Genomic DNA, 23,325 nt, shown 5'->3' with positions numbered 1-23,325 from the left:
TCGCACCCGTCAAGCCAGTGGGCCCCGTCGGGCCGGTGGGGCCTGGATCACCTGTCCCGCCCTGGGGACCCATGGGGCCCGCAGGGCCGGTGGGACCGTCCGGTCCCGGAATCCCCTGAGGGCCGGTCGGTCCAACCGGGCCGGTAGGGCCTGGAATGGGAGGGGGAGCCGGCGGACAGGGTGGAATTGGCGGGCAGGGCGGAACCGGATGGCAGGGGGAGCACACACAGGGCCGCCGCTCCGGCTGGGCATTGATGCGGTTCATGGCGCACTCTCCGTTGGAATACCCCCCAAGGGGAGGCATACAATATTCTGACACGCGGCATTCTCCTTTTCAGAGCATTTGGCAGAGCGGCTGTCTGGCCGTTTTCTCTGCATCCTATCCTATGTCCTCCCCCCGTCCCCCGTGCCCGGCCAGCAGAGCGCCCCGCCTCCCGAACGGGAGGCGGGGCGTTCCTTCATATTGTGTATATGATTTGGAATAGGCCCTCCGGAGCCTCGTACGGAAGGCCCTCACATATAGAATGTTCTAAAACGCCGGGGACAGGACTGTGCGGTACAGTTCTGTCCCCGGCGTTTTTCAGATGGAGCAGGCAGGTTTGCAGCCGGCTGTGATGTCTGGTCCCCCTCAAACTTCATCGCAAAAATTCCAAAGGCTCTTTGCAGCGCCGGAAAGCGTTTTACATTTTTTTGATATTAATCCAAGTGTCCACAAAAACTCCGGATTTTGAAGTGAGATGCACTTGATCCTGCCGCTGTAGAGCTTTTCCACCAAAGGCCGCCCAATTAGGGTCACACCCTGGTTTTCAGCCGTCATTTCCAGCAAAAGGTCCCACTGGGATGTGGTAAACGTGATATTTGGCGTAAACCCCGCCTGCCGGCAATGGGCAAGCACCTGGTCGTGAAACATATAGTCCTTCGAGACCATCAGCATCGGCTCATCCCTAAGCTCGGCAATCTCCACTTCTGTCCGCTCTGCAAGCCGGTGATTCCGCGCCACTGCCAGCACCACATCAGAACGGTAGACGGTCTTTAACCTCATATGCGGATTTTCGTATGGCTCAATCACCACGCCCAGGTCTACCTGATCATTCATGACCAGTGCTTCAATCTTTTTGGAGGTTCCCTCTACAATCTGCAAATCAACCTGCGGATATTTACAGCCGTATTCAAACAGAATCTTTGAAAAAAAACGCTCCCAACCGACGGTGGAAGCCCAAACCGCAGAGAACCCTTTACCTGTTCCAGCAAAGAAAACAGCTCGGCGGTACGGCTTTGCCAGTAATTCAAAATATCCACCGCATAACAGTAGACGTTTTCCCCTTCGCTGGTCAGGCTCAGCTCGCGGGGATCGCGCTTGAACAGCGTTACACCAAGCTCCGCCTCAAGGGCGCGGATCGATTTGCTCAGTGCAGGCTGGCTGATAAAGAGCTTTTCTGCGGCCTTTGTAAAGCTTTTCTCCTCCACAATACGCACAAAATATTCTAGCTGCATTCGTTTCATACATACTCCCTCAGCCGCCGCAGGCCGTGATGCCGCAAAGCCATGATTCCTCCTACACAAAAAACCATTCGAACAGTCGAGCGAATTGTATTTTTATTATAAAGTACATGACGCCTTTTCGCAAATTTCTTTTCGGAACACGGGATGCGGCAAAGAGTGCCGGGCCACTAGCCAGAGAGAAAAAACAGACTATAATATAGGATAATTTCCAATAAAACGGGGCTAAAGTTCAAAAAACAGCAACATTATTTTAGGCATAACCAAAATTCATGCGGCGATAAAAAAGGTGTATTTTTCAAACCATAGCCCTTCAACTATAATCAAATTGTCGAAGCAGGCAAGACAAAATTCCCATAACCGGACAAATTCCTCAAAAGGCGGTGTGTGGGGCGGGGTTCATTCCCTTCCTCTGCGCCCTGTCCCACGCACCAGACATGGCCCCACGAGAAAGGAGCGTTATCCTGTGAACCAGTATCAGGAATTGTACAAGAAGAAACAAATGAGCGCTGAACAGGCTTTGGAGCTTATTCAGGACGGAGATTCCATGTTTTCCGCTCAGGCTGCGGCGGAGCCCCAGGCCATCCTGTCCAAGCTACAGCATTTGAAGGAGACGGGGGTAAAAGGCACTACTTTGAACTCCTGCCTTCCCATTCAGTATTATGATGCGATGAAGGACCCCGAGATGGCAGGTATCATGAGCCACAACGGCTGGTTCTTTACCGCCGGGCTCCGGGACGCGCAGAAAAAGAAGCTGGTCAGCGCCGTTCCTCAGAGCTCCACCTCCGTTCTGCGAAAGTCTCTACAGCGCCTGCAGGCCGAGGGCCGCCGGCCCGTGGTGCTGGCCACGGTCTCCCCCATGGACTCCCACGGCTACTTTTCCCTCTCGGTCAGCGCAATCTATGAGCGGGACCTGATCGATCAGGGTGCGCTGGTTCTGCTGGAGGTCAACCCCAACTTTCCGCGCACCTTTGGTGATACACAGGTACATATTTCCGAGGTGGATGCCCTTGTGGAGTCCGACCGCCCTATCCCCACCAAGTCCCTGGTGCCCTACACCGAGGTAGACAAAAAAATTGGCGCCTTTGTGGCCTCTCTTGTAGAGGACGGCTCCACCATCCAGCTCGGTATCGGCAACATCCCAAACGCCGTGGCAAATGAGCTGAAGAGCAAGAGGCATCTGGGAATCCACACGGAAATGTTTACCGAGACCATGGTGGATCTCATTGAGTGCGGCGCGGTGGACAACTCCCAGAAGGGCTTTATGAACGATTTTTCCGTGTGCTCCTTCACCATGGGCAGCCAGAGGCTCTATGACTTCGTCCACAACAACCCCTCCGTGCTCTTTAAATCCTCCACCTTCTCAAACGATCCCTACACCATTGCCAGAAACAACAAGTTTGTCTCCGTCAACGCAAGCCTGGAGATCGACCTCACCGGACAGTGCGCCTCTGAAACCGTCGGCAACCTTCAGTGGTCCGGCACCGGAGGGCAGTCTGAGACGGTACAGGGCGCGCAGATGTCCCCGGGCGGGAAATCCATCATTGCAATGCATTCCACCTATTCGGCCACAGATGCAGACGGCAAAGAGGTGCTGCACTCAAAAATTGTCCCCTTCCTGGCGCGGGGCGCCGCGGTCACCACTTCCAGAAACGACACCGACTACGTGGTCACGGAGTATGGTATCGCCTGGCTGCGGGGACTGAATATCAGGGAGCGGGTTGAGGCCCTGGTCAAAATTGCCCACCCGGACTTCCGGGACTGGCTGAGAGAAGAGGCCGAACGGAATATGATTTGGTAAATTGGGACGGGCCAGAGTACCTCCGGAGCTTGTCCGCCCTTTAAATTCCATTATTATTCTTTAATGGAAATATAGTGCTTTTACTGTCCTGACCTAGCGTTAAGCGAGCGCCTCCCAGTACGGAATCATTGGATAAGAAAGAGAGGAAAACGTATGGAGATCATCAGCGTAATTGGCATGGTTCTTGGCGTTGCAGTCCTGATCTATTTGACCTTTAAGGGTGTCAACGGCTTTGTGGCATCCCTGGTCGGCTCGATTATCGTGATTGTAAGCAGCGGGCTCCCGTTCTGGGGGACTCTGACCGGCACCTACGCGGCCTCCCTCGGAAGTACCTTCGGCTCGTACCTGTTTCTGTTCACCATTGGTTCGGCTTACAGCGAGCTGATGAAAAAGAGCGGCGCCGCCGAGTCTATCGCAAATTTTCTGTTCGCCTTCCTCGGCGTGAAAGCCACCGTCGCCGGAACCCTGATTATTACCTTCCTTTTGGCCTATGGCGGTGTAAATGCATTTATTATTATTTTTGCCGTCTATCCCGTGGCTGTGCCCATGTTCCGCAAAGCCAATGTCTCAAAACTCCTGATGCCCGCCATCTTCCTGTATGGAGCCGTGGTTCTGAATGTCGTTACCCCGGGCGCCCCCTCTATGCTGTGCATCGCATTGTCCGAAAAGCTGGGCGTCACCACCTTTGCGGCCCCCACGATGGCAATTGTGCTCCTTGTAGTGGCTTTCGGCTTCGGCATTTTCTACTTCACCTGGGCCTCCAACTCCCTGCGTGCCCGTGGAATTGGCTTTGTAGCCTCTGAGAGCGACGCCGAACTCATCGCCGGAAGCACCAGCGGTAAGGAACTGCCCCCCATTCACCTGGCTATTCTGCCCTATATTGTCATTATTGTGCTTAAGCTGGTGCTGGCCAACTCCATGAGCGCCTCTGACGGCATCAACACCGCCATGGGCGTGGGCGCTATTGTTCTAATTATTACCAATTATAAGTATCTCAAGGGCCACATCGTTCAGGACCTGGTTACAGGCTTTACCTCCAGCATCAATCCCCTGCTGCTGACCGCCGCGCTGATGGGCTTTGCGTCCGTCGTCAATGCCTGCGCCGGTTTCCAGTACTTCATGAACTTTGCGATGATGCTCGCCGACAAAATGAACCCCTACATCTCCGCCGTCATCGTAACCAACGTATTTTCCGGTATTACCGGCGCCTCCCTCAGCGGCACCCAGATCTTCTGCAGCACCATGGCCGACCAGTTCATGTCCCTGGGCACCGTCAATCCCCAGGCGCTCTACAAGGTCGTCGGCATGGCCGCGATGGGCATGGACACGCTGCCCCACTGTCCCACCTTCGTTATGGAGGCCCAGGTCTGCGGCGTGACCACCAAGGAGTCCTACCCTCACGTACTGGTCATGACCGTGATCACCCCCATCGCCCTAGCGCTGATCGCTGCAACAATGGCAATCATCGGGCTGATCTGATCACTCAGAGTCCACATAAAACGGACCGGTCCGAACGGGTCAGCACCGCGCAATCGGATGCTGACCCGTTCCGCTTTTGCCTTCAGGAAAACAGCCATTCTATGTTACAGAAAGGGAACGAAACGATATGGCAAAGATATTAACCGCCCGCCAAGCGGTAGACACCTATTTTTACGATGGGGCAACTGTGACGTTCGGCGGCTTTGCAAACGGTCTGATGCATCCGGAGGAGATTATGGTTGCGCTGGAGGAGGCCGCCAGGAGCAGTGGACACCCGAGAGGGCTGAGGGTCGTGTATGCGTCCGGGCAGGGCGACAGCGGCGAGCGGGGGCTTAACCACCTGGCTGTAGACGGGATGTGCACAACGGTGATCGGCGGACACTGGGGCTTGGCGCCCAAGCTGGGAGGGCTGGCGGCGGAGAATAAGCTGGCGGCCTACAACCTCCCCCAGGGTGTCATCTCCGGGCTGTTCCGGGAGATCGCCGCGAAGCGGCCCGGCGTGATCACCCATGTCGGCCTGGACACCTTTGTGGACCCCCGCCTGGAGGGCGGAAAGATGAACCGCGCCGCCCATGAAGCGGGCGATATGGTCAAGCTGATTGAGCTGGAGGGCGAGGAAAAGCTCTTTTATCCCGCCTTCCCCATTGATATCGCAGTTATCCGCGCGACCTATGCCGACGAGCGCGGCAACTGTACCTTTGAGCGGGAGGGTGTCTACGCCGAGGCCCTGGCCCAGGCGCAGGCCGCCCATAACTCCGGCGGCAGGGTCATTGTCCAGGTGGAGAAGGTGGTCTCCTACGGCTGCCTGGACGCACGGCTCATCCGCCTCCCCGGTATCTATGTGGATGCGCTTGTGGTGGCCCGGCCGGAGAACCACATGCAGACCTTCGGCACCCAGTATGACCCCGCCTTTTCCGGAGAGATCCGCACCCCTCTGAATGCTCTGTCCCCGCTGCCGATGGGTGCGCGGAAGATCATTGCCCGGCGGGCGGCCATGGAACTGACCCCCTGTGCAGTAACCAATCTGGGCATCGGCATGCCGGAGGGCGTAGCCTCTGTGGCGGCAGAGGAGGGGCTGGAGAGCATGGTGCTCACAACCGAGGTGGGTGCCGTCGGCGGCGTCCCGGCCGGCGGTATGGATTTTGGCGCCGCCACCAATGTGGACTGCATTCTGGAGCAGCCGGTTCAATTCGACTTTTATGACGGGGGCGGACTGGATACGGCATTTCTCGGCCTGGCCCAAATGGACGGGGACGGGAATGTGAACGTCAGCAAATTTGGCCCGAAGATCGCCGGATGCGGCGGCTTCATCAACATTACACAGAACGCCAAGAAGGTGGTCTACTGCGGTACCTTCACCGCCGGCGGCCTGGAGGTCTCAGCCGCAGACGGTACGCTGAAGCTCCTCCGGGAGGGCAAGGTCAAAAAGCTGGTCAGGCAGGTGGAGCAGGTGACCTTTGCGGGCCGCTACGCAATCAAGCATAACCAGCCCGTCCTCTATATCACCGAGCGGGCGGTGTTTGCCCTCACACCGGAGGGCGTCGCGCTCAAAGAGGTCGCCCCGGGCGTGGACATCCAGCGCGATATCCTTGACCAGATGGAGTTCACACCAGTCATCACAGATGTAACGACTATGGACAGCCGCATCTTCCGGGAGGAGCGAATGGGGCTTGCGCAGCAGAACCCCGGCTCAAGCGGAACAACGCAGGAACAGGAGGTCAAACAATGCTTATTCGGGAAATGAAGCTGGGCGACAGCGCCAGCGTGACCAAGACCGTGACCGAGACGGACGTATACCTGTTTGCCGGCATCACCGGCGATCTCAATCCCGCCCACACCAACGAGGTTTCCGCCAGCCAGACCCAGTTCGGCGGCCGGATTGCCCACGGCATCCTGGGGGCCGGTTTTATCTCCGCAGTGCTGGGCATGAAGCTGCCGGGGCCCGGCACCATCTATCTGGGCCAGGAGCTGAAATTCACCAAGCCGGTCTATATCGGGGACACCGTCACGGCGACCTGTACCGTCCGGGAACTGTTTCCGGAAAAGAATATCGTCAAGCTGGACACCGTATGCACCAACCAGCACGGAGACGTGGTGATCAAAGGCGTGGCTACCGCCATGCCGCCGAAGGAAGCGTAGCATACAAAGTAAAATGGGAGCCTGGCGCCGCACGTTGCGCGCCAGGCTCCCATGCTGTTTTGACTTCGGAGGCGGCGTACCTCACATACCACCTCCGCGGATTTTGGCCAGCACCGCCACACACTCCACATGCTCCGTATGGGGAAAGAGATCCACCGGCTGGAGCAGCCGGGCCCTCCACCCCCATCCGGCCAGCCGGCGGAGATCCCGCCGCTGCGTCTCCGGGTTGCAGGAGATGTAGACGATCCGCTCCGGCCCCATGCGGTCCACCGCCCCCAGGAACTCCGGGGTGCTCCCGGCCCGGGGCGGGTCCAGGAACACCACGTCCGCCCGCTCGCCCCGGGCGGCCATGCCCTGGAGGCAGGCCGTGGCGTCGGCGCAGAGGAAGCGGGCGTTGCCCGCGCCGTTGGCCCGGGCGTTCTGGGCGGCGCACCGGGCCGCGCTGGGGTTGAACTCCACCCCCAGCACCCGCCTGGCCCGGCCCGCCGCCGCCAGGCCGATGGTGCCCACGCCGCAGTAGGCGTCCACCACGGTCTGGGCGCCGTCCAGCCCCGCCCCGTCCAGGGCGGTGCGGTAGAGCACCTCGGTCTGCTCCGGATTGATCTGATAGAAGCTGGAGGCCCCCAGCCGGAACCGCACCCCGCACAGGGTGTCCTCGATGTACCCCCTGCCCCAGAGCACCTTCTCCCGCGGCCCCAGCACCGCGCTGGAGCGGCGGGGATTGATGTTCTGCACGATGGTCTCCACCCGGGGGCAGAGCTCCCGCACCTTGGAGACGAAGGCCCTGGCCCCGGGCAGGACGGGGGCGGCGGTCACCAGGGCCACCAGCACCCGTCCGGTGGCCCGGCTGTGGCGCACCAGCACATGGCGGACAAGCCCCATGCCCCGATCCTCCTGGTAGGGCTCGTACCGGCAGAGCCGGGCGGCCCGCCGCACCGCCTCCACCGCCTCGTCCAGGGCGGGGTGGTGGAGCAGGCAGGAGTCCACCGGCACCACCCGGTGGGTGCCCGCGGCGTAGATGCCGCTGTCCAGCCGCCGGCCCGGCCCGGTACAGAAGGTGGAGATGGCCTTGTTGCGGTAGTGCCAGGGGTGCTCCATCCCCAGGATGGGGGACACCGGCCCGAACTCCCCCAGCAGCGCCTCCACCCGGGCCTGCTTCTGGCGCAGCTGCTCCGGATAGGGGGTCTCCAGCAGGGGGCAGCCGCCGCAGCCCTGCCGCAGCAGGGCGCAGATGTGTCTCTCCTCCGCCATGGCCTCAGCTCCGTTCCAGCCGCGCCACGGTTTCGACTGTTGTTTCAGTTTCCAAGGGAAGTTCTTTCACTTCCTCGCCATCAACAGGCACAGGGAAGTTGAATACAATCTTCTTTATCCAGCTTCCGTCTTTTCTCTTTTCCGGGAACATCTCAATTCGCTCAATAAAGGCTTTCATAAACTCTTTCTGTTCTGCTTCCGTTGCGGAATGGTAGACTTCATCAAATGCCAGTAAGAGCCGATAAATGTTATCGCCGGAGATTTTCTCCTGCTGGATGCTGCGTATCTGACTTTGCAATTCGCCAATCTGAACTTCGATTTCTTCTATCGTATCATACTGTTCATCATATCGGCGCTGCAAATCCAAAATTTTTCTGTCATAGTGGGCATCGTTGATGTCCAAAGTATCCATCTGACGCTCCAAGCGGCTTTTCGTTCCAAAGGCTTGCTTTAGCTGTCCTTGCAGAACGGCGATCTGCTTTTCCATATCCTCTGTATCAACCGCCGTTCCAATTTTCGCTTGAATTGCTTCTATAAATCGGGGATTGCTGACCATAGCGGAGATGACCTTCGCCACAAATTTGTTGATTTCCGTCTGCTCGATATTCAGCCGGAAGCTGCACTCATGTCCCGTCGGCGTAACCGTATTTTTGCAGTAGTAATAATACCGTGTTTTCTTGTCCTTGCTATGAGCCTTGGCAATATTGCCGTACATACTCTTTCCGCAACACGGGCATTTCAAAATACCGGATAGGATGTGTGCGTGGTCTGGATTGTTGACCTTTTCCCGCTTAAAGGAATTGATCTTGCGCTTTTCCTGTGCCAGATACCAATCTTCTTCGGAAATGATGGCTTCATGCTGACCATCGTAAACAGGGAACTCCGACTGCTCGACCACGTGCATCTCATTTCTTGTACCTTGCCTCTTTTCGGTTCTCCGTCTGCCATAAGCAATTTTACCCATATAAACGGGATTATCCAGTACGTCCTGCACGAAGTTCCTTGAAAATCCGGGGATGGTGTTATTTTGCCGCAGCTTCTTCACAAACCCGTTGCGGTTGAGATATTTAGCAACTCCGGCAACGCCCTCATTGGTATGGATGTAGCGGTCATAAATAACACGGATTACTTCCACTTCATCCTCCGCAATGACAAGGTTTCCGCTTTCCAATTTGTATCCATAGGGAGCGAAACCGCCGTTCCATTTGCCCTCACGAGCCTTTTGCTCCCGTCCTGCCATTGTCTGTGTGCGGATATTCTCTCGCTCGATTTCCGCCACCGCAGACAGCACGGAAATCATAAGCTTTCCGGCATCCTTGGAGCTGTCAATGCCATCCTCCACGCAAATCAGGTTGACACCAAAATCCTGCATAAGCTGCAAAGAGTTCAGAACATCGGCTGCATTTCTGCCAAATCTGGAGAGCTTAAAGACAAGCACATAGGAAACGCCGTCTTTGCAGTCCTGGATGTCGTTCAGCATCCGTTGAAACTCCTGCCTCCCTTGGATGTTCTTGCCGGAAAATCCTTCGTCAGAATACTCCCCGGCAACGACCATATCCTCGTATGCCGCATACTTCCGCAACTTGTCCCGCTGGGCATCCAAGCTGTATCCGTCTACCTGCATGGAGGTGGACACTCTCGTATATAGATAACATTTAAGTTGCTTCTTTTTCAGAATCGCCACCTCCTTCGCTCATTTCTTTTACCATCAATCCCTCGTTGCGGATATAATACTCCAAAAGTCTAAGCACATAATCCGGTGCATGGCGGTTGTCCAATTCCCACTCGGTCATAGTCCGGTAAGGAATATGGACGAGCTTGCAAAAATCTTTCCGGTTCAGTCCTGTGCTTTCACGCAACTTAATAATTCTGTTTTTACAATCCATTCGTCTTTTCTCCCAAAAAGCAAAAATACACGTTGCGTACATATTATAGCATAGCCGCAACAAGTACGCAACGTGTAAATTGTAAATTTTTACGCAGCCTTATCCGTCAAAGGCTGCGCTTGCTTATCATCCTTGGAACACTCCACCGTTTGCGGTGTATCCTGCTCTAATTTATCCAAAACCTGATGCCCGTACTTCTGGAGCATCTGGCTCATAACATCCACACAGCGGTCAAATGCCGCATTATATTTCGCTTCCTCATAATATTTCTTCAATAGGCGATTCCTCCATCAAAGTTCCATATCCTGTCCACGCTTCCGGTCAGGGTGTTTGTGTTCCTGCGTTTCCTTTCCTCTGATGAGGATAGAATTGATAAAAGCCCGAACCCTTTCGGATGCAATTTCCAGTGCATCCAGAAAAGGCTGGGCTTTCTGTTTCAGTTCCATATATTTTTCGTTTACTGCTTCATACCGCTGTTTCCAGATGGAAACCGTCTTTTCAGCGGAAGCCAGTTTCTCCTTCAAGCGCTTGTTGTCAGCATTGGCGATAATGCCGTTGACCGCATAGCGTTTGAGCGTGTCGCACTCATCCGGTGTCAGCGTGATATTATTTCCGAATGTGGCTTTCTTTCCCATCGTTTCAATCTCCTGCACCGTCAGAGCAACGGTCTTTGCTGTTTTGGTTTCCTTTTGCAGAGCTTCCAGTTTCTTTTTCTGTTTCTCCGTGGCATCTTTGGCATTCTCCAACCCCCGCTCCGCCTGTGCCACCTGTCCGGTCATAGCTTCCAAACGCTGCTGTTCAGCCTGAACCTTGAACTGTGTCACTGTCAGATGTTCCTCGGTGCTGCCACGCTCTCCACGCTCCACATCGGTATATCCGGCATTTCGCATGAAATGAAAAAAGTCATCCTGCAACACACTGTAGGACGACTTCAAAATCTTTTTTCCTTTTGCGTTCAACATTGGATTACCATCCTTGTCAAGCACCGGCTTGGACTCCCATTTTTTACTGCGGCTGACCTGCGTGATCGTTTCCTTTACCGTTCCCCGGAGGGATTCATCCTTACATCGCTTCGACCACAGAATTTGCTTCTCTACCACCGGGATATAAACCACATGAAGGTGGTAGTGGTACACATCTTCGCCCAGAGCTTCGGACATTGCCCGGTTGCGCTCGTCGGCGTGCATCACAGCGGATAGGATATACTGCTCACCGCCTACGATCTCCACGGCGGCTTTATAGGCATCGGCATAAAACTGTTTTGCAAATTCATAGCCGCCGTGATTGTAGAAGTAAGCAGAGTTCACATCAAAGATCAACTCACCGTATTTGACGGCATCCGGTTTCAGACCTCTTGTGGAGATTACACCGTCCTGTTCCATCTGCTCAAACATTTTTACATAATCGTCCGCGGGTGCTTTGAAATGAATGTTCAGAGAAGTGCGTTCCGGTACGATGTCCTGATTGCTGTAGCTGTCCTTTTCACGCTCATTGTGTTCCTGTACCTTTGCCACATCAGCCGGTGTTTCCAAGTCCTGATTCCGGGCTACGGTGCGGTGGATTCCATCATTTCTTGCCATTGGATTTTTCCTTTCTTTGAAATTTGCAGACAGCGGAGAGCTGGAGAACGGCACTTTTTCAAAGTGTAATAACCCACTATTACACTTTCATCCATACTGGCTGCAAAGTGCCGTGGGCTCTCCCGAGAGGGGATGCGGTCACTGCGGCGACCTCTGCTGACCAAAGCGAAAATGTCTGCGCCTTTTCCCATGGTCAGCCCGTCTGCATGGAGCCGTTCTGTGTCAACTTCCTCTTGCAGCCGGTGTCCACAGACACTTTTTCAAAAACCTGTGGACATAGAAACAACCCGAACGAGAGGATGCGTGCTGTTTCTATAACGAGCGTTTTACGCTCTTTTGCTGCGTACATACGTACCAGTAATGGGATTTACTCGACCTGCCGCCATTCCTCCGGTACGTACGTACACGGCGAATCTCCGTAAAACCCATTTATATGAGGTCGTACAATGGCTTCCACTCCCATGAATCCCCAAACCCGCCGTCCGGCAGAGTTGGTGATGTTGTTGCAATGCTCCAGATTGAATCTCCCGGCATTGGCAATCATGGCGTCGCTGAAGCTGCGGGCTTTCAGCGGAGCAAGGGAATTTTCCTCGCACCACATCCGGTAGATTTCATAGAAATCCTTGGAGCTAATGGACGCATCCGCTTTACGCCGGATGTATCCCTCCGATTCCATGAAATCAAAGATATTGTTGTTGTCACGCTTGACCGCTTCCCTGTTTTCCCGGATACGGCCACTCTCCGTAAATTGAAAGTTGTTGGCAACAAGCCGCTGTAAACCCTCCAATGCCCACAGGAAGATGCCCTCGGCTTCGGTTTTCATCTTCTCTGCAAGGTCAGGATCGTCAGCTCTGTCAGTAGGCTTTTCTTTGGTAGTCAGCACAAGCTGTCTGCGGTAAAATCCGTCACTGCGGTCATACAAGGCTTGCAGATCACCGTTGCTGAACGCAAGCAACCGGGCAAACATCCAGCCCTGATAACTCTGCTTGCCTTTGCGTTCCAAATCCATCTTGCCTTGTGCGGTCACGATGGATTTTACATAGTTGGTCTGGCGCAGGGCTTCCATCCGCATATCATCATCCACGCACAGCAGAATGTGTTCCAGATCGGCACGGGCGAAGCGGTTTTCGGAAATCTTGCCGATGCTGCCGTCTTTCATATTCGTGCCAAAGATAGCAGAAAGCACAGCTCCGATTTGGGATTTGCCCTCGCCGCCGTTGCCTTTAATCACCATCATGCGCTGCCCCTTGTTGGAGGGAATCAGGCAATAGCCGATAAACTCCTGCAAAGTTGGAATGTCCTCGACGTAAAGCAACCCATCCAGAAAGTTCAGCCAGATCACCGGCGCAGTAGCATCGGGATTGTAAGCAACCGGCAAACGGCTCCGCACGATAGCCGGTCTGCCCTCGGTAAATGTGCCGTTCAATAGCAGCGTACCGTTGGACAAATGAATCCGATCCTGCTCCGGTGGAAAGTCCGGCACTTGCGCTTCCAGTTTCAGCACTTCCAGAATGTTGGTGATCTTCCGGGGGATATTGTTTACGGCACAGAATTTCAGCTTGTCGTAAATCTCCCCACGCAGAGGAAGATCGTCCGTCACTCGACCATCGGGCGTGAAAAAAGCTCCGTTTGCGAAGATGATCCTGCGCTCTTGCAGAAATTCTTCACAAAACAGAGCTTCGTTGATGTTCTGCCCGTCAAACCACATGGGCAAGTTCATATCAGGCGTTTTCCGGTTCTTCGCCATGGTGCGCCACCTCCTTTTTCTTTCGTGCGGTATACTCTTGCAGAAAAGCAATTTTGCCGTCCTGCATCAGCTTGTCCACCAATGCCACCCGTTCTTCCAGATCACCCACCGTCAGCACATCTGCCATATATTCGATATGGCAGTGCATCTGGCAGGCTTCCACAAAACGGTCATCCAGAGCATCTTCCGGTGTCTTGGGAGCATAGCGCACTTTCCAATCTTCCAACAGATGCAAATAATCCGTCAGCACCCGGAAGCACAGCATTTCATCCTCCCGGAACTGACGGATATAGGGACGCTTCGGCTTGACCATAGCTGCGGCAGTGGGCGGTTTCGGGTCAAGCCCGAAGTCCAAAGCCAGCTTTTGCGCTGCTTCATAACTGCTCAGATTGAACAGCCTTGCCACAAGGTCGATCACATCCCCTTTGGCTCCGCAGCCGAAGCAGAAAAAATAGTCCTCATTCAGCTTCAAGCTCGGATGCCTGTCGTTGTGGAACGGGCAGCAAGCCATGCCGTTGTGGCTCACTTTCAGCCCGTAGTGTTCGGCGGCTTGCTTGACGCTGATTGCCGCCTTGATGGTTTCATAGATTGTCATAGAAAACCCTCCGTTCATAATATTCTGGAAAGCACGAAGCACCCGCCGTGATTGGCAGGTGCTTCGCTCCTTCTATTATGGTTATGACGGATTTTTCAAAAAACAGGCTAATGACAGGACAATCCTGTTTCAAAAAACAGGACAACTTATCTGAGGACGTAGATTTCTTCACATTTACATGATATAATTAGAAAAATGAAAAAACAGGACAGGAGGGCAAGCATGAATCAAGAATTGATGACATTGGATTTCTGGCAGGATACGGTCATATATGAGAGCAAAACATTTCCTGTCGGTACGCTTGCCTGTGATGCACTGAATGTTCCTGTGAATACCATTGCAAAAATAAACGAGCAATGCGAGAAAATCAATCTGCTGCTTGGAATATTAAACGCCGGACAGGATGCTTCTGCACTCTGTCCTATTGCAAAGGAAGCTGCTCTGACGATGCTCGATATTCTCAGTCAAACACCGCCGTTCTCCTATATGAATATCTCAAAGCACAGAGAACGGATTGAAAAAGCCTTTACTGTGGACAATGCGCTGAAATATGTGGAGTTTGCCATAAAAGCCGCAACCAATTCTTTGCAATTTGAAGAAATCCAGAACTTTACCGATGCGATGATGCTCCAACGCTATACCGCAGTTTTCGGGCATCTGGCATACTCCCTTGGGGAATACCAAACGGCCATGCTTGATTTTGCAGAAAAAACAGACGGCAACGAAGCAGACCGCACCGCAGAGGGTTTTGCAAAAATGTTCGGCAGCTATTTCCCGCCGGAGTTTTCCATCACGGAAGGCAATGCCTGGATGTCTACCCTGAACAATTCCGTTCAGTATGTATCCGTCATCCGTCCCGGCGAAAAAGTTGCGAAGCTGGTCAAGCGGATGCACTATGTATCCTTTGTAGGGATGTTCCGGTCTGATCTCTTTGAGGGCCTGTGTGTTGGTCATGCACCGAAGAAATGCAAAATCTGCGGCAAGTGGTTTCTGACCACCAACGCACGGCACACCAAATACTGTGGCGGCTATGCACCGGGGGACAAGCTGCACCGCACCTGTCGGCAGATCGGCAACCTGAAAGGCAGAGAACAACGGGAGCTTGCGGACGATCATCCGGTGAAACAGATTTATGAGAAACGGCTGAACACCATAAACCGCTATGTGAAGCGTGGTACTCTGGACGCTGATCTTGCAGAGGTTATGAAAAAGCTGGCAAAAGATAAGATGCTCCGGGCATTGAGCAATGTAGCCTATGCCAAGGGAGCTTATGAAAAAGAAATGGACCAGGCGGCTTTGAAAAAGGAAGCAAGTGCAAAAATATACAAAGAAAGGGACAAACATGAATAGAAAAGAACTTAGTCAGAATCATTGGAAATACTACTTAATGCTCGAAAAGCGTTTTGTTGAATCAATAGAGTTTGTAGAACTACATGAGGACAATTTTGATGCATTTTCTAACGGATATGCCCTCTTAATTCAAGCCATAGGGGCAGAGTTGGATACTGTATTCAAAGAGTTTTGCGGTTTCAATACAACGGATCGAAAAACGGTTGCAGACTATGCACAGTATATTTTGACCAACACACCGGATATAAAAAATCAAAAAATCAGTGTACAGGAATACGATATCGAAATACAACCGTTTATGAATTGGGATATTACCCAGCCCGCACAGTCGTTGCAATGGTGGGGAGCATTTACAGATGTCAAGCACAACCGCTATGAGCAGTTGAAGCAAGCAAAGCAGGAGAATGTACTAAATATCTTGGGAGCTTTGTATTTGATAGAAATGTTGTACTTGAAGAAAATCACTGATGGGACAGACGAATTTGATGTGTTTGATGAATCTTCCAACTTGTTTAGTTTGAAAAACTGGACTTCTAAGGCTGTGCCGCTGAGCCAAGCTTTTGCCGTGCTAAGTGATATGATGGACGACGAAAATAATACTACTAACAAAAAGTTCGATGCATAATTACTGTCGATATTGATAGAGAAAGAACCGAAAGGAGGTGCGCTATGCTGAGTGATTTTTCATGGGACATGACCGGATACATACCAAAACACGCTGTCAATCCGCACGGTGACGGCATCATTCCTTATGCGGCAGAGCGCATCTTCCAACTGGAACCGGAGCCTCCAGCGGTGGGCAATCTGAACGAATATATCCTGTCTGCCTTGCAGGAAAAGAATTTGATATATTTCTCATTCTTCCTACACCACTACGAGCCGCAACTTAACAAGCGCATCAAAGACTTTCTCGGTGTGGATGGCGGCGATCTGTATGACACAGACCGATTTATAGATATAAAGCTCTCCTGCCGGGAGCAAATGCTCCAAAAGCTGATGGACTATGACCTTGCCAAGGGTGCAGAGTATGCTACATACATTTTCCCGTTCATCCGGGATGCTATGCTCCGTTTTCGCATGGGCGAAGAAAAATGGTCGGTGTCCTCTCTGACCAATTACAAAATGGTGCGGTCAATGGCTTGGCTGTACCACAATACCAAGGATGCGGTCAACGAATTTTCCAAGAAATACAACTGCGATCTTGCCCTTGCGGAAGAATATCTGAAAGTTGTCCGTGGAATCCGCAATCAGCAGCCATTCTATGTGACAGACGAGAACGGCGAGGAAACAGGCGAGGATGTAGCCCTTGACGATAGCTGGAACTATACCGATATCCTCTGGAACGGCATACAGGCAGAAAAGGTGCAGCGGGCATTTGAGAAACTGAATTACCGGGAGCAAACCTTGCTTGAAAAGCGGCTGGCGATCTGTATGACCTGTGGGCGTGTCGGCTCATGGAAGAACCGCCCCACCTTTGAAGAACTGGCGGTTATGTTTGAGGGCAGTACAGCCAGCGGTGCAGAACGAGCCTACCGAAAAGCAGTGGACAAGTTGACGGAATTGTTGGTTGCCGAGGGCGCAATCCATGCAGTCCGGCTAAAACAGAAATCCAAGATCAAGCGAAAAAAGAAAATCGCCGCCGCAATCTACGAATACCAAGCAGACTGCGACGGCGAATGGGGTAAGATTTCATTTGATTTTGAAAGCAGCACAGCAGAGATCATCCATCTTGCCGATTGGGATACGATAAAAACCAACCGCTTTGCGAACAAGGCCGTAGCCTATCTTCTGAACTGTGAAAATGAGAAACTACCAAAGGAAACAATGGTGGCATTTGAACCATAAAAAGAAAAACCGCTACAACATCCATCCCACTTTGGAATGAGAATTGCAGCGGTTTATTTGCTGGGAACTAATTATTCGATATTTGTGATTTCCCAATCATCATTTACCAGATGGGTAAATCCTTTGTTTTCTTCTTCATCTGGAATTGATGCTGTCCAGATGATTTCTCCGTTTTCACCCAGGGCAGTTATTGTTAATCCTCGCAGATCAGTGTAGCCATCGAGATTTTCGAGCCAGATGCGTTCGCCTTTCTTGAGCAGAGAACCATCTGCATTTTCAAAGCCGCCACTGGAATTTGGCATTGAAAGCTTGATGCTCTTAACGCCTTTAGAGCCAATGGTCAGATAAAACTTAGAAATTTCATCCTCTATGGACGGGAACTGGATTTTCTGTCGTGCTTCTTCGGTAGCGAAGATCCACCACTTGCCATTCATAAAGAGTTCAATGGTTCCCTCAGTTGCCCCGTATTGATAACCATATCCTGTACCAAAATTGGATTGATTGTCAACGCTGGGCTGTTTATTTCCATCAACCTGGGATGTGATTTCTCCATCCATAACACCACATCTTGCTTCTATTTTGCTTTCATGGCCAGTATCAAGATACAGTGTCCCGTTCACCATAACCATAGGGATTAAGTCCCATGTTTCGGTTTGCTTTATAACCTTGATTCCATAAACATCCGCAATTCGTGCAGGATAAGTTTCAAGGATTTCACCGGAGTATTCAATTTCAATCACATCTCCGATTTCAGGTTCTGGTGATGGATGAGCATTTCTGATAGGTACTTCAATTCGGTCTGCACTATTCAGTTCCCAGCTACCTTCAACAGGCTTCACAAGATAATAACCATTATGATCTTCCAGAATTTCAGCTTGGAAAACCTGATGCGCTTCGTTGGAAAAACCTTCAATCTGAATACAATTATTCTTGAAAACCAATCGACCAGTTTCTACCAGTTCATCAGTATTATATTTCTTTTTATCTACATAGAGGTATCCGTCAGCTTCATTAAATCTGAGGGTAAAATCGAAATATCCTCGATCAGACAGTTCATAGCTTGCTCCGTTTGCATAGTCATAGATGGTGACACGGTTATCAATCATGCCAGATCCCCAACTGATTGTAGAACACAACTCAGGCAAGCCGTCGCCGGTGAGGTCGCAGAAATAGGCGTTCCAGATGGGCATCCCGGTATACAACGAAGTGATTTCGTTACCCGTAACAGCCATCATTTCTCCATAAGTCCAACGGAAAGTCACATCCGGGAACTCTGGAAGATTAATCTCATGGCGACCACCCCACTGCATCTCATCTGGTGTTTCAAGATAGTCAAACCATTTTGTAACAGACGGTACAGGTTCAGCAACTGCGACATCTCCTCCCACACAGATTCTACTCAAATAATCTTGGAACTCTCCGTCGGATACAACATACCGTTCTCCGTTCCACTCGATATCTACCATATCATTGTCGGAGAGAGAATAACCGTTTATCCGGATATATGTGCCATCCTCCAGGAGTGCGCTGATTTGATATCCCGGTGTGAATCCACCATATTCATCGCTCTTCTTCGTGTTCTTGACCCCGGCCAGCCGAGAACTCAACTCACTAATCTGTGCGGGATTCATTTCAATAGCCACCGCGTCATCCGCATTTCGCATATCAAAATGATTTGCAGAAACGATGGTGTGTGTTGCTTCATCGAATTGGAATCCCATCGGGTTGGTCAAAAAGCAGACCGCAACGATCACACAGGCAATGACTGCCAGAATAATAATCCAGAACGCAGGTTTCTTATAATTCATCACAGACTTCACACGATCTTTAACACCAACTTCACCAAAGGCAAGTGGGCAGGCCGCAATCATGCGACGGTTGACGCTGCAGACCACAAGAGCCTGTGTATAGTCGGCTCTCTGTTCGTTGCCAAGTTCCTTGATGACCTTTTCATCACAGGCAAACTCAATGTCACGGCAAAGAAGTACATAAGCCAACCACATCAAAGGATTGAACCAATGAATCGTCAGCAGGAGAAAACCAAGAGGCTTCCACCAATGGTCTTTACGGCGAATGTGCGCCTGTTCGTGGGCAACAACGTGCTCCAGATCCTGACCATTCATGTTGAACGGGAGATAGATTCTCGGTTTGATAATGCCCAGGACAAACGGAGAACTTACATTCTCACTCTGGAAAATGTTGCCCTTGTAGCGAACAGCGGTATCCACTTTACGACATAGGCGCCAATAACTAACTGCGGTATACAAGAGAAGGGCGCCGACACCAATCAACCAGATAATATTCAAAATCGGAATCCAAATCTGAAGCGGGTTTGCACTCGTCAATACATGCTGTGGTGGGGCAAATGAGGATAGAACAGGATTGACCACACTATTGATCGCCGGAACACCGCTGTCTATTGTGGGTTTGGCCGCCATTTCAATATCCAACGGAATTGTTTCTGAACTTGGGATAAGGCTTAATGCGCTCTCAAAAGAGAGCGGGCAAATCAATCTGACAGCCACGATACCCCAAAGCAGAACATTGACCCACTTGGGAGCTTTCTTCAAAACAAGCCTGAGTATCAGCACAGCCAGGATAAGCCAGCTTGCAGATATACTCATGTTGATAATTTTCAAAAAGAGTTCGTTCATTGTGAACCTCCTTTCCTGATGCGGTCGATCATGCGCTGTACCTCATCAAGCTCATCTTCGGACATAGCCTGATGCTTTGTAAAAGCAGCGATAAAGGCAGGCAGAGAACCCTCGAATTTTTTCTCAACCAGTTCATCGATCTCACACGCCTGGGCTTCATCTTTGGAAACGAGAGAAGTAACAGTGCCATTGTCGTTCTTCAGCACACCACGCTCTCCAAGACGCTTGATAACGGTATAAGTCGTAGTCCTTTTCCATCCGAGTTGATCCTGGCACAGCTTTACAAGCTCGACAGCAGTAACCGGCTCATGCTCCCACATAATCAAACAAAAACGATATTCACTTTCGTGAATCTTCGGAAAATCCATATTCACGCCCTCCCTGTCTACACCATTAGACTTCACACATAGTCTACCGCATTAGACAGTCAAAATCAATAGAGTTCACAGAAAAGATACAAAAAAATTGCCCGCAGAATTTCTCCCACGGGCAAAGTGTTGGTTAGCTATCAAGCGGTTTGTATTCAGTTACAGTTTTCAAATAGGTTTCGGGATTACCGTTCAGTATCAAATCAGCATATCCAATCGGATCATTGTAGATCAGATAGTCCAGTTCTGACCGCTGATACATATTATCGGCAACCTCATTCTCCACGGCGATGGTATCAATGGCAATCATGCTGCCATCTAAAAATTTCAGTTCCACACAAGCGGTATCCATGTTAAACTCACAAGAAATCAATCTATCCATAAGAAACCTCCATTTTGCGGGATGTTAGATCATCCCAAAATATTTGAATGCTTCTCGGATTGCTTTCTCTTTTTCCGGCGGACACATGGGCTGTCTGGAATCCTCGGACTTCGGCAAATTGTAATTCTTGCCAACTTCAATCCCACATTTCCTCTTAATCTGTGAGATATAAAGGTTGGATACCTTTAACCCGCTATGCTCCAGCACATAGTCTTTGATCTGGGTGTAGGTTGCCCCATCCTGAAATTCGGACATATCCATATCTTCCAAAGAGAACTCAACCCGAATCTTTTTCGAGTCGACCTCACCCTTGGAAAGCAAGACAACCGTCTCCACATGCGCGGTGCGGGGGAACATGTCCACCGCCACGGCCTTTTTGAGGGTGTAGCCCCGCCCGGCGAACCGCTTCACGTCCCGGCCCAGGGTGCCGGGATCGCAGGAGACGTAGACCACCCGCTGTGGGCCCATATCCGCGATGGTGTCCACCACGTCCTCGGCCAGCCCCTTGCGGGGCGGATCCACGCACACCACGTCGGGGCGCACCCCCTCCCCCTCCAGGTAGCGGGCGGCCTCCCCCGCGTCGGCGCAGAGGAAGCGGGCGTTTCCAATGTGGTTGCGCTGGGCGTTGGCGATGGCGTCGTCCACCGCCTGGGGCACCACCTCGGCCCCCCACACCATGCCCGCCTTCCGGGCCATGACCAGGCTGATGGTGCCGATGCCGCAGTAGAGATCCAGCACCGTCTCCGCCCCGGTGAGGCCGGCGAACTCCAGGGCCTTGCCGTAGAGCACCTCGGTCTGGGCCGGGTTGACCTGATAAAAGGAGGGGACGGACAGCCGGAAGGTGAGGCCGCACAGGGTGTCGGACAGGAAGTCCTCCCCCCACAGGGCGCGGTAGGAGTCCCCCAGAATCACGTTGTTGTGCTTCTCGTTCACCCCCAGCACGATTCCGGCCAGGTTGGGCTCGGCCCGGCGCAGGGCGCGCACCAGCTCGGCCTCCCGGGGGACGCCCCGGCCATTGACCAGCAGGCAGCACAGGCTGCGGCCGGCCCGGTTGGTGCGCACATACACGTGGCGCACCAGGCCGGTGAAGGTGCGCTCGTTGTAGGCGGGGATGGAGTACTCCGCCATCCACTCCTTCACGGCCCCCCGCAGGCGGGCGGCCGCCTCCCCCTGGAGCAGGCAGTCGTCCACGTCGATTACGTCATGACTCCGGGGGCGGTAGAAGCCGATGCGGGGGCCCTTGGCCACCGGGAACTGGGCCTTGTTGCGGTAGCGGTCTACCTGCTCCGCCCCCAGGATGGCGGAGACGTGGATATCCGCCCCGCCCAGGCGGCGCAGGGCGTCCTCCACCCGGATGCGCTTGGCCTCCAGCTCCTCGGCGTAGTTCATGTGCCGGAACTGGCAGCCGCCGCACTTGGTGTAGTGCAGGCACCGGGGGAAGATGCGGGCGGGGGAGGGGTTGACCACCTCCTCCACCCGGCCCCAGAGGGCGCTGCGGCCCACATGGGTGAGGCGCACGTCGCAGGCCTCTCCCCGGATGCCGCCCTGGACAAAGACCACCATCCCGTCCAGCCGGGCCACCCCGGCGCCGTCGCTGGCGTAGCCATCGATCACCAGGCGGCAGAGCTGCCCCTCCCGGGGCTTGCCGTTATCCATCCGCACTCACGTCCTTCATGGCGTCATAGGTCAGCACCGCAGAGAGCGGGCTGTTCATGGCGGGCAGGGCGCCGCCCTGGAGCCAGAACACATACCCCTCCGCCGTGCAGTAAAAGTTGTCCACCTGCACCGCGGCGGTGATGGCGTCCCGGGTGAGCGTCCCCTGCTCCACCGCCGCGGCCAGCTCGCTCCGCTGGTCCAACAGGGCGTCCACCACCCGCGCCCGTACGGCGTCGGCGTCGGTGAAGAAGTCGGTGAAGTCCAGCTTTTCCCCCGTCACGGCGTCAAACTGCTCACTGAGCAGAAAGACGGCGGGGTGGGCCTCCCCCTCGCTGGACACATACAGGTCCCGGCAGACGCTGATCACCTTCTCGTCGGCGTAGGCGATCTGGTAGGTCATCTCCTGGGTGGTAGGGTAGAAGGGGAACCCCGCCGCCTTGGACACGTCGTAGTCGGCCACCGCCATCTCATAGGCCTCCTCTGCCTCCAGCATCCGGCTGGCCCCCTCGGCCTTGTACCACTCGTTGATGGCCGTCCCGGCGGGGCAGGCGTCGGTGTTCTGTATCAGCGGGAGGGTGAAGGAGGCGGTGAGCACCGTGGCGCCGTCGCCGGAGGTAAAGGTCTTGGCAAAGACCTGATCCCCCCACTTGGGAGCGGCAGGCGCCGGCGTGGGAGTGGGGGTGGGCACCGGCGTGGATGTCTGGATGGGGGTGGGCACCGGGGTCTCCTCCGGCATCTTGTCCCCGCCGCAGGCCGTCAGGGACAGGGTCAGCGCCGCGGCCAACAGGCCGGACAGCACAATCCGTTTTTTCATATTACGCTCCTTTACACTGGGTGATGGGAACAACATTATTGTACCATCTGCCTGCCGGGCCGTAAATGGAAAAAAGCAATTTGTAACCTTCCGTATTTTTTTGGTATAATGGACGAATCACAGCGGGAGGCGCGGCGGCCTGGACAACAACTATGGGCCCGGTGCCCTCATCTACGCCCCCTGCGTGCTGGCGCCGCAGGCGCGAAGGAAAACCGCAAAACGCTGGGTTTGTTCATAATTTCCCCTTTTGTAGGTTTGTCAAACATATTGGACGGTGA

21 protein-coding genes are annotated in these 23,325 nt (G+C 53.3%); 7 read left to right on the top strand and 14 right to left on the bottom strand.

Annotated elements, in window-relative coordinates; genetic code table 11:
* Positions 1-628 precede the first annotated feature (628 nt).
* Together HMPREF0372_RS18625 and HMPREF0372_RS18620 are read right to left on the bottom strand one after the other, a co-directional pair.
* Positions 629-1,141 carry a LysR substrate-binding domain-containing protein gene (locus HMPREF0372_RS18625; protein WP_007488135.1) on the bottom strand — a complete coding sequence of 171 codons (513 nt, stop codon included), beginning with the start codon at positions 1,139-1,141 and terminating at the stop codon, positions 629-631.
* On the bottom strand, positions 1,129-1,503 hold the full coding sequence (locus HMPREF0372_RS18620; RefSeq protein ID WP_080567979.1) for a LysR family transcriptional regulator: 375 nt from the start codon (positions 1,501-1,503) through the stop codon (positions 1,129-1,131). The genes HMPREF0372_RS18625 and HMPREF0372_RS18620 overlap by 13 nt, the downstream gene beginning before the upstream one ends.
* A gap of 463 nt (positions 1,504-1,966) precedes the next feature.
* On the opposite strand from HMPREF0372_RS18620, the gene HMPREF0372_RS00855 reads away from it, so the two are divergent.
* The 4 genes from HMPREF0372_RS00855 to HMPREF0372_RS00840 all read left to right on the top strand — a co-directional run bounded on the left by HMPREF0372_RS00855 (position 1,967) and on the right by HMPREF0372_RS00840 (position 6,919).
* Positions 1,967-3,301: an acetyl-CoA hydrolase/transferase family protein gene (locus HMPREF0372_RS00855; protein WP_007488132.1), complete on the top strand. Its 1,335-nt coding sequence runs from the start codon at positions 1,967-1,969 to the stop codon at positions 3,299-3,301.
* A 153-nt stretch (positions 3,302-3,454) separates the two neighbouring features.
* Positions 3,455-4,780, top strand: a complete 1,326-nt coding sequence (locus tag HMPREF0372_RS00850; protein ID WP_007488130.1) for a GntP family permease — start codon at positions 3,455-3,457, stop codon at positions 4,778-4,780.
* A 127-nt stretch (positions 4,781-4,907) separates the two neighbouring features.
* Entirely contained in the window at positions 4,908-6,524 is a 1,617-nt protein-coding gene (locus HMPREF0372_RS00845; RefSeq protein WP_007488128.1) for an acyl CoA:acetate/3-ketoacid CoA transferase, read from the top strand.
* Positions 6,506-6,919 (top strand): MaoC family dehydratase, encoded by a 414-nt coding sequence (locus HMPREF0372_RS00840; protein WP_035300322.1) that lies wholly within the window; start codon positions 6,506-6,508, stop codon positions 6,917-6,919. Before HMPREF0372_RS00845 ends, HMPREF0372_RS00840 begins: the two co-directional genes overlap by 19 nt.
* A gap of 81 nt (positions 6,920-7,000) precedes the next feature.
* On the opposite strand, the gene rlmD (HMPREF0372_RS00835) is transcribed toward HMPREF0372_RS00840, so the two are convergent.
* From rlmD (HMPREF0372_RS00835) to HMPREF0372_RS00805, 7 genes are all read right to left on the bottom strand, one after another.
* Positions 7,001-8,170 carry a 23S rRNA (uracil(1939)-C(5))-methyltransferase RlmD gene (gene rlmD / locus HMPREF0372_RS00835; RefSeq protein ID WP_007488125.1) on the bottom strand — a complete coding sequence of 390 codons (1,170 nt, stop codon included), beginning with the start codon at positions 8,168-8,170 and terminating at the stop codon, positions 7,001-7,003.
* A gap of 4 nt (positions 8,171-8,174) precedes the next feature.
* A complete protein-coding gene (locus tag HMPREF0372_RS00830) occupies positions 8,175-9,854 on the bottom strand; it encodes a recombinase family protein (protein WP_334265203.1) in 1,680 nt (559 codons plus the stop codon).
* Positions 9,826-10,056 carry a helix-turn-helix domain-containing protein gene (locus tag HMPREF0372_RS00825; RefSeq protein ID WP_007488123.1) on the bottom strand — a complete coding sequence of 77 codons (231 nt, stop codon included), beginning with the start codon at positions 10,054-10,056 and terminating at the stop codon, positions 9,826-9,828. Before HMPREF0372_RS00825 ends, HMPREF0372_RS00830 begins: the two co-directional genes overlap by 29 nt.
* Before the next feature lie 89 nt (positions 10,057-10,145).
* Entirely contained in the window at positions 10,146-10,331 is a 186-nt protein-coding gene (locus tag HMPREF0372_RS00820) for a hypothetical protein (RefSeq protein ID WP_007488117.1), read from the bottom strand.
* Positions 10,332-10,346: 15 nt separating this feature from the next.
* A complete protein-coding gene (locus tag HMPREF0372_RS00815; RefSeq protein WP_007488116.1) occupies positions 10,347-11,636 on the bottom strand; it encodes a plasmid recombination protein in 1,290 nt (429 codons plus the stop codon).
* A 367-nt stretch (positions 11,637-12,003) separates the two neighbouring features.
* Positions 12,004-13,383: a DNA primase family protein gene (locus tag HMPREF0372_RS00810; protein ID WP_007488114.1), complete on the bottom strand. Its 1,380-nt coding sequence runs from the start codon at positions 13,381-13,383 to the stop codon at positions 12,004-12,006.
* Positions 13,358-13,978 carry a CHC2 zinc finger domain-containing protein gene (locus tag HMPREF0372_RS00805; protein ID WP_039996408.1) on the bottom strand — a complete coding sequence of 207 codons (621 nt, stop codon included), beginning with the start codon at positions 13,976-13,978 and terminating at the stop codon, positions 13,358-13,360. The genes HMPREF0372_RS00810 and HMPREF0372_RS00805 overlap by 26 nt, the downstream gene beginning before the upstream one ends.
* A 222-nt stretch (positions 13,979-14,200) precedes the next feature.
* Between HMPREF0372_RS00805 and HMPREF0372_RS00800 the strand changes: the two genes are divergently transcribed.
* From HMPREF0372_RS00800 to HMPREF0372_RS00790, 3 genes are read left to right on the top strand one after another with little or no spacing between them, the layout of a single operon-like run.
* Positions 14,201-15,328: a DUF6076 domain-containing protein gene (locus HMPREF0372_RS00800; RefSeq protein ID WP_039996407.1), complete on the top strand. Its 1,128-nt coding sequence runs from the start codon at positions 14,201-14,203 to the stop codon at positions 15,326-15,328.
* Entirely contained in the window at positions 15,321-15,953 is a 633-nt protein-coding gene (locus HMPREF0372_RS00795) for a hypothetical protein (RefSeq protein ID WP_021683574.1), read from the top strand. Before HMPREF0372_RS00800 ends, HMPREF0372_RS00795 begins: the two co-directional genes overlap by 8 nt.
* A 44-nt stretch (positions 15,954-15,997) precedes the next feature.
* Positions 15,998-17,173, top strand: a complete 1,176-nt coding sequence (locus tag HMPREF0372_RS00790) for a sigma-70 family RNA polymerase sigma factor (protein WP_007488109.1) — start codon at positions 15,998-16,000, stop codon at positions 17,171-17,173.
* 71 nt (positions 17,174-17,244) lie between these two features.
* On the opposite strand, the gene HMPREF0372_RS00785 is transcribed toward HMPREF0372_RS00790, so the two are convergent.
* The 5 genes from HMPREF0372_RS00785 to HMPREF0372_RS00765 form a co-directional block, all read right to left on the bottom strand.
* Positions 17,245-19,827 (bottom strand): M56 family metallopeptidase, encoded by a 2,583-nt coding sequence (locus HMPREF0372_RS00785; protein WP_007488107.1) that lies wholly within the window; start codon positions 19,825-19,827, stop codon positions 17,245-17,247.
* Positions 19,824-20,195 carry a BlaI/MecI/CopY family transcriptional regulator gene (locus tag HMPREF0372_RS00780; RefSeq protein WP_007488105.1) on the bottom strand — a complete coding sequence of 124 codons (372 nt, stop codon included), beginning with the start codon at positions 20,193-20,195 and terminating at the stop codon, positions 19,824-19,826. Before HMPREF0372_RS00780 ends, HMPREF0372_RS00785 begins: the two co-directional genes overlap by 4 nt.
* Positions 20,196-20,328: 133 nt before the next feature.
* On the bottom strand, positions 20,329-20,577 hold the full coding sequence (locus tag HMPREF0372_RS00775) for a DUF6061 family protein (RefSeq protein WP_007488104.1): 249 nt from the start codon (positions 20,575-20,577) through the stop codon (positions 20,329-20,331).
* A 24-nt stretch (positions 20,578-20,601) separates the two neighbouring features.
* Positions 20,602-22,233: a 23S rRNA (uracil(1939)-C(5))-methyltransferase RlmD gene (gene rlmD / locus HMPREF0372_RS00770; protein WP_007488103.1), complete on the bottom strand. Its 1,632-nt coding sequence runs from the start codon at positions 22,231-22,233 to the stop codon at positions 20,602-20,604.
* Positions 22,226-23,047, bottom strand: coding sequence for a polysaccharide deacetylase family protein (locus HMPREF0372_RS00765; RefSeq protein ID WP_007488102.1), 822 nt, complete (start codon positions 23,045-23,047; stop codon positions 22,226-22,228). The genes rlmD (HMPREF0372_RS00770) and HMPREF0372_RS00765 overlap by 8 nt, the downstream gene beginning before the upstream one ends.
* Between the last annotated feature and the right edge of the window lie 278 nt (positions 23,048-23,325).

The sequence above is a fragment of the Flavonifractor plautii ATCC 29863 genome (assembly GCF_000239295.1).
Lineage (GTDB): Bacteria > Bacillota > Clostridia > Oscillospirales > Oscillospiraceae > Flavonifractor > Flavonifractor plautii.
Note: the sequence above shows the minus strand (reverse complement) of the source record. Positions and strands in the feature narration are given on the sequence as shown.